16 protein-coding genes are annotated in these 16908 nt (G+C 68.9%); 11 read left to right on the top strand and 5 right to left on the bottom strand.

Annotated features, from left to right (window positions below; all coding sequences use genetic code 11):
* Positions 1–13: 13 nt before the first annotated feature.
* Positions 14–886 (bottom strand): NlpC/P60 family protein, encoded by an 873-nt coding sequence (locus tag A5713_RS05040; protein WP_082972793.1) that lies wholly within the window; start codon positions 884–886, stop codon positions 14–16.
* Between A5713_RS05040 and mptB the strand changes: the two genes are divergently transcribed.
* From mptB to A5713_RS05020, 4 genes are all read left to right on the top strand, one after another.
* Positions 856–2556 carry a polyprenol phosphomannose-dependent alpha 1,6 mannosyltransferase MptB gene (mptB, locus tag A5713_RS05035; RefSeq protein ID WP_068093181.1) on the top strand — a complete coding sequence of 567 codons (1701 nt, stop codon included), beginning with the start codon at positions 856–858 and terminating at the stop codon, positions 2554–2556. The genes A5713_RS05040 and mptB overlap by 31 nt on opposite strands.
* Positions 2553–3488 carry an ABC transporter ATP-binding protein gene (locus tag A5713_RS05030; RefSeq protein ID WP_156751756.1) on the top strand — a complete coding sequence of 312 codons (936 nt, stop codon included), beginning with the start codon at positions 2553–2555 and terminating at the stop codon, positions 3486–3488. The genes mptB and A5713_RS05030 overlap by 4 nt, the downstream gene beginning before the upstream one ends.
* Positions 3489–3553: 65 nt before the next feature.
* Positions 3554–4264 (top strand): ABC transporter permease, encoded by a 711-nt coding sequence (locus A5713_RS05025; protein ID WP_231980254.1) that lies wholly within the window; start codon positions 3554–3556, stop codon positions 4262–4264.
* 135 nt (positions 4265–4399) lie between these two features.
* Positions 4400–5365 carry a heme A synthase gene (locus A5713_RS05020; protein WP_068093171.1) on the top strand — a complete coding sequence of 322 codons (966 nt, stop codon included), beginning with the start codon at positions 4400–4402 and terminating at the stop codon, positions 5363–5365.
* Here A5713_RS05020 and A5713_RS05015 read toward each other — a convergent pair.
* Complete coding sequence (locus A5713_RS05015) at positions 5303–5962, bottom strand: hypothetical protein (protein WP_068093169.1); 660 nt, start codon at positions 5960–5962, stop codon at positions 5303–5305. The two genes, A5713_RS05020 and A5713_RS05015, sit on opposite strands and share 63 nt — an antisense overlap.
* A 20-nt stretch (positions 5963–5982) precedes the next feature.
* Between A5713_RS05015 and A5713_RS05010 the strand changes: the two genes are divergently transcribed.
* Entirely contained in the window at positions 5983–6957 is a 975-nt protein-coding gene (locus A5713_RS05010) for a quinone oxidoreductase (protein WP_068093166.1), read from the top strand.
* Between the two features lie 104 nt (positions 6958–7061).
* On the opposite strand, the gene A5713_RS05005 is transcribed toward A5713_RS05010, so the two are convergent.
* Entirely contained in the window at positions 7062–8000 is a 939-nt protein-coding gene (locus tag A5713_RS05005) for a heme o synthase (protein WP_068093164.1), read from the bottom strand.
* Positions 8001–8256: 256 nt separating this feature from the next.
* Between A5713_RS05005 and tkt the strand changes: the two genes are divergently transcribed.
* From tkt to A5713_RS04975, 6 genes are read left to right on the top strand one after another with little or no spacing between them, the layout of a single operon-like run.
* Positions 8257–10347, top strand: coding sequence for a transketolase (gene tkt, locus A5713_RS05000; protein WP_068093160.1), 2091 nt, complete (start codon positions 8257–8259; stop codon positions 10345–10347).
* A 15-nt stretch (positions 10348–10362) separates the two neighbouring features.
* Positions 10363–11481 (top strand): transaldolase, encoded by a 1119-nt coding sequence (tal, locus tag A5713_RS04995; RefSeq protein WP_068093156.1) that lies wholly within the window; start codon positions 10363–10365, stop codon positions 11479–11481.
* Positions 11478–13022 carry a glucose-6-phosphate dehydrogenase gene (gene zwf, locus A5713_RS04990; protein WP_067928575.1) on the top strand — a complete coding sequence of 515 codons (1545 nt, stop codon included), beginning with the start codon at positions 11478–11480 and terminating at the stop codon, positions 13020–13022. Before tal ends, zwf begins: the two co-directional genes overlap by 4 nt.
* A gap of 53 nt (positions 13023–13075) precedes the next feature.
* On the top strand, positions 13076–13987 hold the full coding sequence (gene opcA, locus A5713_RS04985) for a glucose-6-phosphate dehydrogenase assembly protein OpcA (protein ID WP_068093153.1): 912 nt from the start codon (positions 13076–13078) through the stop codon (positions 13985–13987).
* Positions 13984–14739, top strand: a complete 756-nt coding sequence (gene pgl / locus A5713_RS04980; protein WP_068093151.1) for a 6-phosphogluconolactonase — start codon at positions 13984–13986, stop codon at positions 14737–14739. The genes opcA and pgl overlap by 4 nt, the downstream gene beginning before the upstream one ends.
* 27 nt (positions 14740–14766) lie before the next feature.
* Positions 14767–15156, top strand: coding sequence for an ATPase (locus A5713_RS04975; protein WP_067928566.1), 390 nt, complete (start codon positions 14767–14769; stop codon positions 15154–15156).
* Between the two features lie 12 nt (positions 15157–15168).
* On the opposite strand, the gene A5713_RS04970 is transcribed toward A5713_RS04975, so the two are convergent.
* The gene (locus tag A5713_RS04970; RefSeq protein ID WP_068093149.1) at positions 15169–15978 is read right to left on the bottom strand and encodes a DUF1206 domain-containing protein; all 810 of its coding nucleotides are present in this window, start codon (positions 15976–15978) and stop codon (positions 15169–15171) included.
* A gap of 102 nt (positions 15979–16080) precedes the next feature.
* On the bottom strand, positions 16081–16863 hold the full coding sequence (locus A5713_RS04965) for a DUF4239 domain-containing protein (protein WP_067928560.1): 783 nt from the start codon (positions 16861–16863) through the stop codon (positions 16081–16083).
* Positions 16864–16908: the final 45 nt, after the last annotated feature.

Below are 16908 nucleotides of genomic sequence, written 5' to 3'. Positions count from 1 at the left end.
CCGTGGACTGGTCTCAGCCGATCGGCCGCCACGCGCCGATTGCGGCGTCCCGGTACCAGCCGACCCGGTCCCGGACCTGGACTCCGCTGAGGTTCTGGGCGCTGACCCGGCTGTCGATGATGTGGTCGTCGTCGACGTAAATGACCACGTGCGAGGCCTGGTTGGCATTTCCGTTGGGGTGCAAGTAGATCAAGTCCCCAAGCTGGAACGGCCCCTCTGTCGGGATGCGCCGGCCCATCGGACCGGCGGTGCCGTCGGCTTGTTGGTGGACATTGCCGCCGAACTTGATGCCCAGACCGTAGTTGTAGACCCAAGCGGTGAAGTTCGAACAGTCCAGGCCTCGTCCGGGACCCCAGGCCGTCAGCCCGGGCGGAGCGTCGGCATCGGGATTCTCCTCGGACACACCGGCATACGTCGGGGCCGGTGGCTCCCAGCCGGGGATGTGATGGTGGCGGTATTGCAGCCCCAGCGGGTTGCCGGGCGCGTAGATGTAGCGCATCGCCACCGCGAGGATCCGTTCCCGCTTCCAGGTCGCCGGATCGCACCGCGCATCCTGCGGAATGCTCGGCGGCGGCAGGGTTTTTGCGCGCGGTCCCCATCCCCGGTTCACGTATTGGCCCTCGGCATCGGTGCGGTACCACTGGGCCGGCGGGTCGTCGGTTTGCGGCAGCGCGTCGCGGCCGGCGAAATCCGCCGTCAATGAACCCCAGGTGCAGGAAAAGCGGTAGGACACCTCACCGTGGTCGCCACGGGCCGGCCCGGCCGGCGTCCAGGTCGGAGCCGCCAGGCACAGCACGGCCGTGACGGCGACGGCGAGCCGGCGGGCGGGGAGCCCCCGGCAGCTAAGCTGCACGGATGGCAGCCCGCCACCACGCGCTGAGCTCATCGATCGCCAGCCTGCATGGCGACGAGCAAGCGGTGGGCACGCCGCTGAACGATACCGAGCTCACCGCCCTGCAGCGCACCCGACTGTTCGGCGCCACCGGCACCGTCCTGATGGCCATCGGCGCGCTGGGCGCCGGGGCCCGGCCCGTCGTGCAGGACCCCACCTTTGGGGTGCGGCTGCTCAACCTGCCGTCCCGGATCCAGACGGTGTCGTTGACGATGACGACCACCGGCGCGGTCATGATGGCGCTGGCCTGGCTGATGCTCGGCCGATTCGCGCTGGGTAGCAGAAGGATGTCGCGCGGCGACCTGGACCGCACCCTGCTGCTGTGGATCCTGCCCCTGCTGATCGCGCCGCCGATGTACAGCAAGGACGTCTACTCCTACCTGGCCCAGAGCCAGATCTCCCTGGAGGGCCTCGACCCCTACCGGGTCGGCCCCGCCTCCGGGCTGGGCCTGTCGCACGTGTTCACGCTGTCGGTCCCCACGCTGTGGCGCGAGACGCCGGCGCCCTATGGTCCGCTGTTCCTGTGGATCGGGCGCGGCATCTCGGCGGTCACCGGGGAGAACATCGTCGCCGCCGTGCTGTGTCACCGGCTGGTCGAGCTGCTCGGCGTGGGGCTGATCGTGTGGGCGACTCCCCGGCTGGCCCGGCGCTGCGGCGTGGCCGAGGTGAGCGCGCTGTGGCTGGGCGCGGCCAATCCGCTGCTGATCATGCACCTGGTCGCCGGGGTCCACAACGAGGCGTTGATGCTCGGGCTGATGCTGGCCGGGGCCGAGTTCGCGCTGCGGGGAATCGACTCGCCGCGGCTGTGGCCCGCCTCCTGGCGGCCCGGCGCGGATTGGGAGCCGTTGGGCATGCTGCTGGCCGGCGCCGTGCTGATCACGCTGTCGTCGCAGGTGAAGCTGCCGTCGTTGCTGGCGCTCGGGTTCGTCACGATGGCGCTGGCCTACCGCTGCGGGGGGACCCTGCGTGCCCTGCTGCTGGCGGGCGGCGCGATGACGGTGCTGTCGCTGGCCGTCATGGCGGTCGTCGGCCGGGCCAGCGGGCTCGGGTTCGGCTGGATCTTCACCCTCGGGACCGCCAACGTGGTGCGCAGCTGGTTGTCGCCGCCGACGCTGCTGGCCCTGGGCACCGGGCAGGTGGGGATCCTGCTGGGACTCGGCGATCACACCACCGCGGTGCTGGGGCTCACGCGCTTTATCGGTGTGCTGATCATCACGGTGATGGTGGGCTGGCTGCTGGTGGCCGTCTTCCGCGGCCGGTTGCACCCGATCGGTGGACTGGGCGTGGCGCTGGGCGTCACCGTGCTGTTGTTTCCCGTCGTGCAGCCCTGGTACCTGCTCTGGGCGATCATCCCGTTGGCCGCCTGGGCGACCCGCAGCGGATTCCGGGCGGCGGTGATCGTCATGACCCTGGTCGTCGGCATCTTCGGGCCGACGGCCAACGGGGACCGCTTCGCGTTGTTCCAGATCGTCGACGCCACCCTGGCCAGCACCGTCATCGTGGCGGCGCTCATCGCGCTGACCTACACCCGACTGCCGTGGCGGCGGCTGCCGGCCGAGGACGTCGAAACGCCGCCGGAGCCCGTCGCGACCGCGCCGGAACAGGCCCCCCGGGCCACCCCTCGCTCCCAGGCGCTGCCCGACGCCTACGCTGATTCCACGTGAGCTCGGACGTTCCTGAAACAGTCGTGCGACTGCGCGGGGTGAGCAAGCACTACGGATCCACCACGGCCGTTGCCGATCTCGACCTCGAGGTGCACGCCGCCGAAGTGCTCGCCCTGCTGGGCCCCAACGGGGCCGGCAAGACCACGACGGTCGAAATGTGCGAGGGCTTCGTGCGACCGGACGCCGGCACCATCGAGGTGCTCGGGCTGGACCCGATCGCGGACAACGCCCGCCTGCGCACCCGCATGGGGGTCATGCTGCAGGGCGGCGGCGGCTACCCCAGCGCCCGCGCCGGCGAAATGCTCAACCTGGTCGCCTCCTACGCCGCAGACCCGCTTGACCCGGCGTGGCTGCTGGACACCCTGGGCCTCACCGACGCCGCCCGCACCACCTACCGCCGGCTGTCCGGCGGGCAGCAGCAGCGGCTCGCGCTGGCCTGCGCGCTGGTCGGCCGGCCGGAGCTGGTCTTCCTCGACGAGCCGACCGCGGGCATGGACGCGCACGCCCGGCTGCTGGTGTGGGAACTGATCGACGCGCTGCGCCGCGACGGTGTGACGGTGGTGCTGACCACCCACCAGCTCAAGGAGGCCGAGGAGCTCGCCGACCGGCTGGTCATCATCGACCACGGCGCGACCGTGGCCGCCGGGACTCCCGCCGAGCTGATGCGCGCGGGCGCCAAGGACGAGTTGCGGTTCACCGCGCCGCCGCGGCTCGACCTGTCGCTGTTGACCGCCGCCCTGCCGGAGGAATACCGGGCCAGCGAGGTGACGCCGGGCGAGTATCTGGTCGAGGGCCCGGTCGACCCGCAAGTGCTGGCCACCGTCACGGCGTGGTGCGCGCGGATCGACGTGCTGGCCACCGACATGCGCGTCGAGCAGCGCAGCCTCGAGGACGTGTTCCTCGACCTCACCGGCAGGAAGTTGCGGCAGTGACCGAATCGAGCGTCTTCCCTTCGGGAACCTTCAAACCCGACCCGCGACCCGCTCCCGTGCCGCGGATGCTGGCCGCCCAGTTCGACCTGGAGCTCAAGCTGCTGCTGCGCAACGGCGAGCAGCTGCTGCTGACCATGTTCATCCCGATCACGCTGCTGGTCGGGCTCACGCTCTTGCCGCTCGGGTCGTTCGGCCACAACCGCGCCGCCACGTTCGTCCCCGTCATCATGGCCCTCGCGGTGATCTCGACCGCGTTCACCGGGCAGGCCATCGCCGTCGCCTTCGACCGCCGCTACGGCGCGCTCAAGCGGCTGGGGGCCACCCCGCTGCCGGTCTGGGGCATCATCGCCGGCAAGTCGCTGGCCGTGGTCACGGTGGTGTTCTTGCAGGCAATTCTGTTGGGCACCATCGGTTTTGCGCTGGGGTGGCGGCCGGCCCCAGCCGCACTGGCGTTGGGCGCCGCGGTCATCGCGCTGGGCACCGCGGGCTTCGCGGCCCTCGGGCTGCTGCTCGGCGGCACGCTGCGCGCCGAGATCGTGCTCGCCGTCGCCAACCTGCTGTGGTTCGTCTTCGCCGGCCTCGGCGCGCTGACCGTGGAGAGCGGGATGATCCCGGCGGGGGTCAAGTGGGCGGCCCGGCTCACCCCCTCCGGCGCGCTCACCGAGGCGCTGTCGCGGGCCATGGCGCTGTCGGTGGACTGGTTCGGCGTCGTGGTCCTGGCGGTGTGGGGCGTGCTCGCCGCGCTGGCCGCGCGGCGCTGGTTCCGCTTCACCTGACGCGGGCTCGGCTCGCCCGCCTCTCACGACACGTAAACCACGCACACGACACGCCGAGGCGGGTGTACGTGGTTTATGTCTCGTGACGCCAGGGCTTACTATAGGACGTAGTTTTCGTTGGCCTACCATCGGGCCATGCTCGGACGAACGCTGATGCGGTTGGTGGACCTGCTCCCCAACCCGAGCGTGCGCGTCCAGCGCCTCGTCGCCGCGGCCGTCGTCCTCACGCAGGGCGGCATCGCCGTCACCGGGGCGATAGTCCGCGTCACCGCGTCGGGCTTGGGTTGTCCCACCTGGCCGCAGTGCTTTCCGGGCAGCTTCATCCCGGTAGCGCACGCCGAGGTGCCGCGCATCCATCAGGCGGTCGAGTTCGGCAACCGCATGATCACCTTCGCGGTGGTCGTCGCGGCGGCGCTGGCCGTGCTGGCCGTGACCCGGGCCCGGCGACGCCGGGAAGTCCTGGTCTATGCGTGGCTGATGCCGGTGTCGACGGTGGTTCAGGCGGTGATCGGCGGCATCACCGTGCGCACCGGGCTGCTGTGGTGGACGGTGGCCATCCACCTGCTGACCTCGATGACGATGGTGTGGCTGTCGGTGTTGCTCTACGTCAAGATCGGTGAGCCCGACGACGGGGTGCCGCAGCGGCGGGTGCCCGTGCCGCTGCTGGGACTGACAGCGCTGATCGGCCTGGATCTGGCGGTGGTGCTGGTCACCGGCACGCTGGTGACGGCCGCCGGCCCGCACGCGGGTGACCGCAGCCCCACCCGGACGGTGCCCCGCCTCGAGATCGCGGTCGACACCCTGGTGCACGCGCATTCCTCGCTGCTGATCGCCTACCTCGCCCTGCTGGTCGGGCTCGGCTTCGGGCTGCTGGCCGTGCACGCCTCGCGGCCGATCCTGCGGCGGCTGATCGTGCTGCTCGCACTGGTGTGCGCGCAGGCCGCCGTCGGCACGGCCCAGTACTTCACCGGGGTGCCCGCCGCCCTGGTCGCCCTGCACGTGGCCGGCGCCGCGGCGTGCACCGCCGCGACCGCGGCGTTATGGGCCTCCATGCGGGAACGGTCGCGAGAGCGGGCCGAGCCCGAGCCGCTCGCAAGCTGACTCCACGGCGAGCGCGAAGTCGCGCTCTCCGCGCTCGCGGGTGGCAACGTCCAGGTGCTGCCAGCCCAGCGACGGCGCGACGAGGTCAAGCCGCACCAGCGCTTCACCGCTCACGTCGGCGCGCGCGTACAGCAGCTCGCGTGGATCGATCCCGGAGCGGTCCGCGGCCGACGCGATCGCGGCGTAACCGAGGTCCCACGATTCGAACTCCAGGTCGACCGGCCAGGAGTGCGACCGCTTGCCGCCCAGGAAGATCAGCGCCGCCTGCGCCGTCCCACCCGGCCGGGTCGGGACCCCGTCGTTCTCAAGGTCGCGCAGATACCGCTCATCGAGGTTCCAGGCGACCGCGTCGGGCGGGTTGAGCAGGTGGCGCACCCGGCGGGTCCAGGTCAGGAATTCGTCGCGCCGTTGGTCGTCCGCGGTCGCGCGCAGGATGACCAGGTCGGCGCGCAGGGTGTCGGGGTCGTCCCACTCCAGCCAGCGGGCGTGCAGTCCGCGGGCGCGCAGCGCTGGGACCAGGCCGGCGTCCTCGGGATCGTCGCCGGGCCCCGCCAGCACGATGCGGGGATGGAAGATGTCCGGGCGGGCGAGTTTCATGGCCCGGGCATGATAAGCACATGCACGCAATCGAAGTCAGCGAAACCGGCGGCCCCGAGGTGCTGCGCTACATCGACGCGCCACAACCGTCGCCCGGTTCCGGCGAGGTGCTGATCAAGGCCGAGGCCATCGGCGTCAACTACATCGACACCTACTTCCGCTCGGGGCAGTACCCGCGCGAGCTGCCGTTCATCCTCGGCTCGGAGCTGTGCGGGACCGTCGCCGCGATCGGTGACGACGCCGAGGGGTTCCGCGTCGGCGACCGGGTGGTCAGCGCGTCGGCGTCCGGCGGTTATGCCGAGTACGCTACGGCCCCAGCGTTTTTGACGGCACACGTGCCGGACGGGGTGGGTTCCGACGTGGCCGCGTCGGTGCTGCTGAAGGGCCTGACCGCGCACTACCTGCTGAATTCGGTCTATCCGGTGCAGGCCGGCGACACGGTGCTGGTGCACGCCGGCGCGGGCGGTGTCGGGCTGATCCTGACGCAGTGGGCCCGCCTGCTCGGCGCGCGGGTCATCACCACGGTCTCCACGCCGGAGAAGGCCCGGCTGTCCAGGCAGGCCGGCGCCGACGAGGTGTTGTCCTACCCGGAGGATGCCGAGGAGTTCGGCCGGCAGATCCGCGGACTCACCGACGGGGCCGGTGTGGAGGCCGTGTACGACGGCGTCGGCGCCAGCACCTTCGACGCCAGCCTGGCCAGCCTGGCCGTGCGCGGCACGCTGGCGCTGTTCGGGGCGGCCAGCGGACCCGTTCCGCCGTTCGATCCTCAGCGCCTCAACGCCGCCGGCTCGGTGTTCTTGACCCGCCCCTCACTGGCCCACTTCATCCGCACCGGCCAGGAGTTCAGTTGGCGGGCAGAGGAATTGTTCGACGCGATCGCCAGCGGCGCCATCACCGTCGAAGTAGGTGGGCGGTATCCGCTCGCCGAGGCCGCGCGCGCCCATCACGACCTGCAGGGCCGCAAGACGGCGGGCTCGATCGTGCTGCTGCCCTGAGGGGCCGGCCGAGGCGTCGAGTGTGGGGCCTAGGGACGGATTCCAGGCGGATTTTGTACCTGGGCCCCACGTTCGGCGTCGGATGTGGCCGCTGTGACTGAGACTCAGAACAGGTGCGGCAGCGCGATCACCGAATCGACCGCCAGCGCGCAGAAGACCACCGCGAGATAGTTGTTCGATTGCAGGAACAACCGCAACGGTTTGACCGGCTCGCCGGCGCGAACCCCGGCGTACAGCTGGTGGGCCATCGCCAGGAACCACACCCCGGCGGCCACGGCGACCGCCGCGTACAGCCAGCCGGTGGCCAGGGCCAGCGCCAGCGTCGACAACACCGTCAGCCAGGTGTAGATGAGGATCTGCTTGGTGACTTCACGCTCGGTAGCCACGGCGGGAAGCATGGGTACGCCGGCGGCCTTGTAGTCGTCCTTGTAACGCATCGCCAGCGCCCAGGTGTGCGGCGGCGTCCAGAAGAAGATGACCGCGAACATCACCAGCGCCGGCCAGCCGATGGTGCCGGTGACGGCCGACCAGCCGATCATCACCGGCATGCAGCCGGCCGCTCCGCCCCACACGACGTTCTGCGAGGTGCGGCGCTTGAGCAGCAGCGTGTAGACGAACACGTAGAAGGCGATCGTGGCGAGCGCCAGCAGACCCGACAACAGGTTCGTCGTCCACCACAGCCAGAAGAACGAGCCCACCGTGAGCACCAGGCCCAGGATCAAGGCGTTGCGCGTCGGCACCGCGGCGCGGGCCAGCGGCCGGCGCGCGGTGCGCTTCATCACCTTGTCGATGTCCGCGTCGGCCACGCAGTTGAGCGTGTTGGCTCCCCCGGCGGCCAGCATCCCGCCGATCAACGTGTTGAGGATCAGCAGCGGGTTCACCGCACCGCGGTGGGCGAGCAGCATGGCGGGGATCGCGGTCACCAGCAGCAGTTCGATGACCCGCGGCTTGGTCAGCGCCAAATACGCCAGCACCGTGCCTTGAACTCGGCTCGAGACTCGGCTCGGTATTCGGCTCGGGGCGACGCGCCCGCGAACGCTCACGCAATAACTCCTTGGGGTCGCAGCAGCGCGCAGCATCTACTACGCACGATGGTAGACCGCGGGGCGCCGATGGCCCGCCCGCAGGGTCCATTCACCCAGACTTCTCCCAGATTTCCGAACTGAATGTTACGGGTCGGCGGCTACCGCGTAATTTTCACACCAGCCGGCGGCGGGTACCCGAAACCTGCACTGCAAGAGCCGGCCATCCCGCACTAGGGTGGGATTGATCAGCTCGATGACCCTTAGGACTGAGTCTGTGACGACACTCGAAGAGATCTCTACGCTGACCCAACCGCACCTCCCCGACGACTGGTCCGAGCTCGACTCGGCCGCCGTCGACACCGTCCGGGTGCTGGCCGCCGACGCGGTCCAAAAAGTCGGCAACGGACATCCCGGAACGGCGATGAGCCTGGCTCCCCTGGCCTACACGCTGTTCCAGCGCACGATGCGACACGACCCCAGCGACACCTACTGGCTGGGCCGCGACCGGTTCGTGCTGTCGTGTGGTCACAGCAGCCTGACGCTGTACATCCAGCTGTACCTGGGCGGGTTCGGCCTGGAGCTGTCCGACATCGAGTCGCTGCGCACGTGGGGATCCAAGACGCCCGGGCACCCGGAGTTCCGGCACACCAAGGGCGTTGAGATCACCACCGGCCCGCTGGGCCAGGGTCTGGCCTCGGCCGTCGGCATGGCGATGGCGTCGCGCTACGAGCGCGGCCTGTTCGACCCCGACGCCGCCCCGGGCACCAGCCCCTTCGATCACTTCATCTACGTGATCGCCTCCGACGGCGACATCGAGGAGGGCGTCACCTCCGAGGCCTCGTCGCTGGCGGCCGTGCAGCAGCTGGGCAACCTGATCGTCTTCTACGACCACAACCAGATCTCGATCGAGGACGACACCGACATCGCGCTGTGCGAGGACACCGCCGCGCGCTACCGCGCGTACGGCTGGCACGTGCAAGAGGTGGAGGGCGGCGAGAACGTCGTCGCGATCGAAGAGGCCATCGCCAACGCCAAGGCGACCACCGACCGGCCGTCGTTCATCTCGCTGCGCACGATCATCGGCTACCCGGCGCCAAAGCTGATGAACACCGGGAAGGCGCACGGCGCGGCGCTGGGCGACGAGGAAGTCGCGGCCGTCAAGGAGATCCTGGGCTTCGACCCGGAAAAGAAGTTCGAGGTGCGCGACGAGGTCATCGCCCACACCCGCAAGCTGGTGGACCGGGGCAAGGAAGCGCACGAGAAGTGGCAGGCGGATTTCGACGCGTGGACGCAGCGCGAACCCGACCGCAAGGCGCTGCTGGACCGGTTGACCGCCGAGGAGCTGCCAGAGGGCTGGGACGCCGACATCCCACGCTGGGAACCCGGCGACAAGGCGCTGGCGACCCGCGCGGCGTCCGGCAAGGTGCTCAACGCCGTGGGCCCGAAGCTCCCGGAGTTGTGGGGCGGCTCGGCCGACCTGGCGGGCAGCAACAACACCACCATGGACAACGTCAAATCCTTTGGACCGCCGTCGATTTCGACCAAGGACTACACGGCGGACTGGTACGGCCGCACACTGCACTTCGGAGTGCGCGAGCATGCGATGGGCGCCATCCTGTCCGGCATCGTGCTGCACGGCCCGACCCGGGCCTACGGCGGCACGTTCCTGCAGTTCTCCGACTACATGCGCCCGGCGGTGCGGCTGGCATCGCTGATGGACATCGACACCATCTACGTGTGGACGCATGATTCGATCGGACTCGGCGAGGACGGGCCGACCCACCAGCCGATCGAGCACCTCGCGGCGCTGCGGGCCATCCCCAAGCTGTCGGTGGTGCGCCCGGCCGACGCCAACGAGACCGCCTACGCCTGGCGCACGATCCTGGCCCGCGGCAACGGCAGCGGCCCGGTCGGGCTGATCCTGACCCGCCAGGGCGTGCCGATCCTTGAGGGCACCGACTACGAGGGCGTGACCCGGGGTGGCTACATCCTCGGCGACGAAGGCACCGAGGACCCCGACGTGGTGTTGATCGCCACCGGGTCCGAGGTCCAGCTCGCCGTCGAGGCCCAGAAGTTGTTGGCCGACAAGGACATCGTCGCGCGGGTGGTATCCATGCCGTGCGTGGAATGGTTCGAGTCGCAGCCCGAGGACTACCGCGACAGCGTCCTGCCCCCCTCGGTGTCGGCCCGGGTGGCCGTCGAGGCCGGCGTCGCGCAGCCCTGGCACAAGCTCGTCGGCGACACCGGCCGGATCGTCTCGATCGAGCACTACGGCGAATCCGCCGACTACAAGACTTTGTTCCGTGAATTCGGTTTCACCGCAGAAGCCGTCGCGGCCGCCGCGGAACAGGTAGTGGACAACTGAGAAAGGGTGATTCACATGACTCAGAACCCTAACCTCGCCGCGCTCAGCGCCGCGGGAGTTTCCGTGTGGCTGGATGACTTGTCGCGCCAGCGGCTGCAGTCGGGCAATCTGAAGGAGCTGATCGACACCAAAAGTGTTGTGGGAGTGACCACCAACCCGTCGATCTTCCAGAAGGCGCTGGCCGAAGGCGACGCCTACGACGGCCAGATCGCCGAGCTCGCCGAGCGCGGCGCCGACGTGGACGCCACCATCCGCACCGTCACCACCGACGACGTGCGCAACGCCTGCGACGTGCTCAAGCCCCAGTGGGAAGCGTCCGACGGCGTCGACGGCCGGGTGTCCATCGAGGTGGACCCGCGGCTGGCGGACGAGACGGACAAGACCGTCGCGCAGGCCGTCGAGCTGTGGAAGATCGTCGACCGGCCCAACCTGTTCATCAAGATCCCGGCCACCAAGGCCGGCATCCCGGCGATCACCTCCGTTCTCGCCGAAGGGATCTCGGTCAACGTCACGCTGATCTTCTCGGTCGAGCGGCACCGCCAGGTGATGGACGCCTACCTGGCCGGCCTGGAGAAGGCCCGCGAGGCGGGTCACGACCTGTCCAAGATCCATTCCGTGGCGTCGTTCTTCGTGTCCCGGGTGGACACCGAGGTGGACAAGCGGCTGGAGAAGATCGGTTCCGAGGAGGCGCTCGCGTTGCGCGGCCAGGCCGGTGTGGCCAACGCCCGCCTCGCCTACGCGGCCTACCAGGAGGTGTTCGAGGGCGGCGATCGCTACGAGGCGCTCAAGGGCGACGGGGCCCGCGTGCAGCGGCCGCTGTGGGCGTCGACCGGGGTCAAGAACCCCGACTACTCCGACACCCTCTACGTCACCGAGCTGGTCGCGCCGAACACGGTGAACACCATGCCGGAGAAGACAATTGACGCGGTCGCCGATCACGGCGAGATCAAGGGTGACACGGTCACCGGCACCGCGTCGGCCGCGCAAGAGGTCTTCGACAAGCTGGCCGGGGTCGGGATCGACCTCACCGACGTGTTCGTGGTCCTCGAGAAAGAGGGCGTGGAGAAGTTCGTGGAGTCGTGGACCGAGCTGCTGGAGGAGACGCAGAAGCAGCTGGGTTCCGCCTCCAAATGAGTCCGGCTCGTACCGCTGCACAATGGCATAACCCGCTGCGGGACAAGCGCGACAAGCGGCTGCCGAGGATCGCCGGCCCCTGCGGCATGGTGATCTTCGGCGTCACCGGTGACCTCGCCCGCAAAAAGGTGATGCCGGCCATCTACGACCTGGCCAACCGGGGGCTGCTGCCGCCGAGCTTCTCCCTGGTGGGCTTCGCCCGCCGGGACTGGGAAACCCAGGACTTCCGCAAGGTCGTCTACCAGGCCGTCAAGGAACACTGCCGCACGCCGTTCCGGGAGGAGAACTGGGAGCGGCTGGCCGAGGGATTCCGTTTCGTGCCGGGCTCTTTCGACGACGACGAATCGTTCAGCCGGCTGGCCGAAACCCTGGACAAGCTGGACGCCGAGCGCGGCACCGGCGGCAACCACGCCTTCTACCTGGCCATCCCGCCGAAATCGTTTCCGGTGGTGTGCGACCAGCTGCACAGGTCCGGGCTGGCCCGCCCGCAGGGCGATCGATGGAGCCGCGTCGTCATCGAGAAGCCGTTCGGGCACGACCTGGAGAGCGCGCAGGCCCTCAACCATGCGGTTAACGCCGTCTTCCCCGAAGAGGCCGTGTTCCGCATCGACCACTATCTGGGCAAGGAGACCGTCCGCAACATCCTGGCGTTGCGGTTCGCCAATCAGTTGTTCGACCCGATCTGGAACGCGCACTACGTCGACCACGTACAGATCACCATGGCCGAGGACATCGGATTGGGCGGCCGCGCCGGATATTACGACGGTATCGGCGCCGCCCGAGATGTCATCCAGAACCACCTGATGCAGTTGCTCGCGCTGACCGCGATGGAAGAGCCGGTCAGCTTCAACCCGGCGGCCTTGCAGACCGAGAAGATCAAGGTGCTTTCGGCGACGCAGCTGGCCCAGCCGCTCGACGAGACCACCAGCCGCGGCCAATACGCCGGCGGCTGGCAGGGCGGCGAGAAAGTGGTGGGTCTGCTGGACGAGGAAGGGTTCGCGAAGGACTCCACGACCGAGACGTTCGCCGCGATCACGCTGGAGGTCGACACCCGCCGCTGGGCCGGCGTGCCGTTCTACCTGCGTACCGGCAAACGGCTGGGCCGCAGGGTGACCGAGATCGCGCTGGTCTTCAAGCGCGCCCCGCATCTGCCGTTCGACGCCACCATGACCGACGAACTGGGGGCCAATGCGATGGTCATCCGGGTGCAGCCCGACGAGGGCATCACGCTGCGATTCGGCTCCAAGGTGCCCGGCACCGCGATGGAGGTCCGCGACGTCAACATGGACTTCTCCTACGGCTCGGCGTTCGCCGAGGAGTCGCCCGAGGCCTACGAACAGCTGATCCTGGACGTGTTGCTGGGCGAGCCGTCGTTGTTCCCTGTCAACGAAGAGGTCGAATTGGCTTGGCAGATATTGGATCCCGTCCTCGACAACTGGGCGGCCGACGGCAAGCCTGAGCCGTATGAGGCGGGGACGTGGGGTCCGGAGTCGTCGTTCGAGATGCTGCGCCGGACCGGTCGCGAATGGCGGCGGCCCTAGATGATTCGCGCCGTCGACGATGCAGAACGCAGTGATGAAGAGGAGCGGCGCTCGTGATCATCGACATGCCCGACACCACCACCACCGCGGTCAACAAGAAGCTCGACGAACTGCGGGAGAAGGTCGGCGCCGTGACGATGGGCCGGGTGCTGACGTTGATCGTCGCGCCGGACAGCGACGCCGTCCTCGAGGAGTCGCTCGAGGCGGCCAACAACGCCAGCCACGAGCATCCCAGCCGGATCATCGTCACCATGCGGGGCGACCCGTATGCCGACGAACCGCGCCTGGACGCGCAGCTGCGCGCGGGTGGGGACACCGGAGCCACCGAGGTGGTGATCCTGAACCTGTCCGGGCCGCTCGCCGGGCACGCCGCCAGCGTCGTGACCCCGTTCCTGCTTCCCGACATTCCCGTGGTGGCCTGGTGGCCGGACATCGCCCCGGCGACTCCGGCCGAAGACCCGTTGGGCAAGTTGGCGATTCGGCGCATCACGGACGCCACCAACGCAACCGACCCGCTGTCGGCGATCAAGAGCCGACGGTCGGGATACACCGCCGGTGACACCGACCTGGCGTGGGCGCGCATCACCTATTGGCGGGCGCTGCTCACCTCGGCCGTCGACCTGGCGCCGCACGAGCCGATCGAGTCGGCCCTGGTGTCCGGCCTGAAGGCGGAGCCTGCGCTTGACATCCTCGCGGGCTGGCTGGCCAGCCGGATCGACGGCCCGGTGCGCCGTGCGGTCGGCGAGCTCAAGGTGGAACTGGTTCGCAAGAGCGAGACCATCGTGTTGAGCCGGCCCCAAGAGGGCAGGACGGCGACACTGAGCCGCACCGCCAAGCCGGAGGCCTTACTCCCCTTGGCGCGCAGGGAAACCGGCGAGTGCCTCGCCGAAGACTTGCGGCGGCTCGACCCGGACGAGATTTATCAGACAGCGCTAGCAGGCATTGAGAAAGTGCAGTACGTGTGAGCACCATCATCGAAGTTTTTCCCGAAAGTCAGGCACTGGTCGAGGCCGCCGCCAACCGACTGGCCGGCACCATCCGCGAGGCCGTGGCGGCCCGTGACCGAGCGCTCGTCGTGCTGACCGGTGGCGGCAATGGCATCGGGTTGCTCGAGTCCCTGGCGGGCCACGAGATCGCCTGGCCCAAGGTGCACCTGTTCTGGGGTGACGAACGCTACGTGCCTGAGGACGACGACGAACGCAACGACAAGCAGGCGCGCGCGGCCTTGCTGGACCGGATCGACATTCCGTGCAGCCATGTGCACACGATGCCGGCCAGCGACGGCGAATTCGGCACCGACCTCGCGGCCGCGGCGCTGGCCTACGAACAGCTGCTGGCGGCCAATGCCGCCCCCGGCCAACGGGTTCCGAATTTCGACGTGCACCTGTTGGGTATGGGCCCGGAGGGCCACATCAACTCCCTGTTCCCGGACACCCCCGCCGTGCTGGAAACCAGCCGCATGGTCGTCGCGGTCGAGGACTCTCCCAAGCCGCCTCCCCAACGAATCACCTTGACCCTGCCCGCGGTTCAGCAGTCGCGCGAGGTTTGGCTGATGGTGTCCGGCGCCTCGAAGGCGGACGCGGTGGCGGCGGCGATCGGCGGCGCCCCGCCGGTTTCGGTGCCCGCCGCCGGGGCGATCGGTCAGGAGACGACGCTGTGGCTGCTGGACGAGGAGGCCGCGGCCAAACTGCCGCCCCGGCCGGGTCAGCCAAGCTAGCCCCGGCCCGGATTGTCCCGGGTGATAATGACGGTCATGGCAGACAGAACCGTGCGCGGCGGGCAAGAGCGGAACCGGCTCAAAACTCTCACCCAGGCTGCACTGAATGCCGACAAGACCGTGGAGCAGGTCGAAGACGTCCTCGATGGCCTGAGCACCACCATGAAAGAGCTGAACGCGTCCCTGTCCAACCTGAACGCCACGGTCGAGCGCATGGAAAGCGGGCTTGACCACCTGGACGGCACGCTGTCGCGGCTGGACGACCTGGCGAGGCGACTGATCGTTCTGGTCGAGCCGGTGGAGGCGATCGTCGGGCGCATCGACGGCATGGTCAAGGTGGGCGAGACGATGATGACGCCGCTGTCGATGACGGAGAACGCCGTGCGCGGCGCACTGGACCGGCTGCGGAACCGCTGAGGCGGGCTACAGCTACATCTTGGTCGACCGGGCCATCACGAAGCTGTACAGCCCGTAGGTGATGAGTCCCAGGCCGGCGACGGTCAGCAGCGCGGCCCCGTAGTGCTGGGCCCCCAGCGTCTTCAGCGCGCCGTCGAGCCCGGTCGCCTTCTTCGGTTCTGAGCGGCACGCGGCGACGATCACCAGCGCGCCCGTCAGGGTGATCACGATGCCCTTGCCGATGTATCCGGCCATGCCAAGCCGCCGCACCAGGTCACCCGACTTGCCCTGCAGGTCGTCGACGAAATTGCGGCTGGCGCCCTTGTAGACGTGGTAGCAACCGACCGCGACGATGACCAGGCCACACGCGATGAGCGCGATGGTGCCGCCGGGCGTAGCCATGAGGCGCGCGCTCATGCTCGAATTCTGTTGATCGGCCGGCCTGCCCGCGCCCCGGGCGAATCCGAACGCGGAATAGGCGAACGCGAGGTAGACCGCCGCCAGCCCCAAGGCCTTCGCCCGCGAGGACGCATCCGACGAACGGTGCGACTCACGGTCGCTCGATCGGCCCAGCGCGGTTTCGACAAGCCGCCAAAGGCCCATCGCCAGGAGGGCGGCCGTGGCGATCCAGAGCGCGAGCGGGCCGCCTGGTTTGGCCGCCAGCGTCGCCAGGGCGCCGGTCTGATCAGCGGTGCCGCCATCGCCGCACGCGACACGGATGGCGAGGTAGCCGACGATGAGATGCAGTATCCCGTTCACGACGAACCCGACTCGCGCGAGTCGTTCGAAGACGGTGTTCTGGGCCAATTGGGCCGGCGTGACCGGGGACGCGCTGTCCGACATGGCACCCCTCCCGAACGGTCGACGGCGGGCCGGCGACACCGGCCTTCGCCCCGAATGCCCCTAAACCGCTGTTACGTAACGTGCAACGTCGCCCACGCCCAACTACGTTGCCCGGTCGACCGCGTCGAACACCTCCAGCGCGTGCTGAAACGGCGCGGAGGTGAGTTTCTGCTCGGTCGACATGGGATGGTCCAGCGAGAAGATGATGCACAGCAGTAGACCGAGCAGCACCGCGATCGCGCCGGACACCATTGCGTGACCGAAAGTGCTGCCCAGGCGCAGAAATCCGGTGAGTGCCACCAACACAACGGCGCCGAACACCAGACCGCCCCATAGCAGCGGTGGTATGCGCGGCTTGGTGTCGATGATGCGCTGGGTGCGATCGGAGGCCAGAACGGTCAACTGGCTGAGGAATTCGGCGTTGATGTGGCTCGAAGCGACGTTCGGCGGTTGATTGCCGATGACGCGGTACATCTTCGTGATGGCGGTTCGCGCGTTGTCGGAACTTCCGTCGCTGGCCTGCTTGTTCGGGTCCGCGTTTTCGAGGGCGGTCGCGTATGTTCGCAGCAGCCGCTGAATCTGTGTCCGCTCCGGCTCCTGCATGGCGACGGTCTGCCGGTACATCGTCGTCAGCGCCGACGCCTCGTTGGCGACGATCGCCTCGGCTGAGGAGAACTGCTGCCAAGACACGACCACCGTGAATCCCACCAGGGCGCCGTAGACGAGCGCGACTACGGCGATGAACGGCGACATCGCCGGATTGTGCTCTTTACCGACGTGCCGGAGCGTACGATTCGCCACGCTGATGCACCCGACCGCGATCGCGATGGCGACGGTGACGACACCAACAAGCACGAGCCAAAGCGGTAGCCCCGAAGCACCCATCGGGGGCAGCGTATTGGCGCATCGTTCAGCACACGGCCCGCTTTA

Origin of the sequence: Mycobacterium sp. E2497, assembly GCF_001668695.1 — a bacterium.
Lineage (GTDB): Bacteria > Actinomycetota > Actinomycetes > Mycobacteriales > Mycobacteriaceae > Mycobacterium.
The sequence above is the reverse complement of the archived record's forward strand: the minus strand, read 5'-3'. Positions and strand labels throughout refer to the sequence as shown.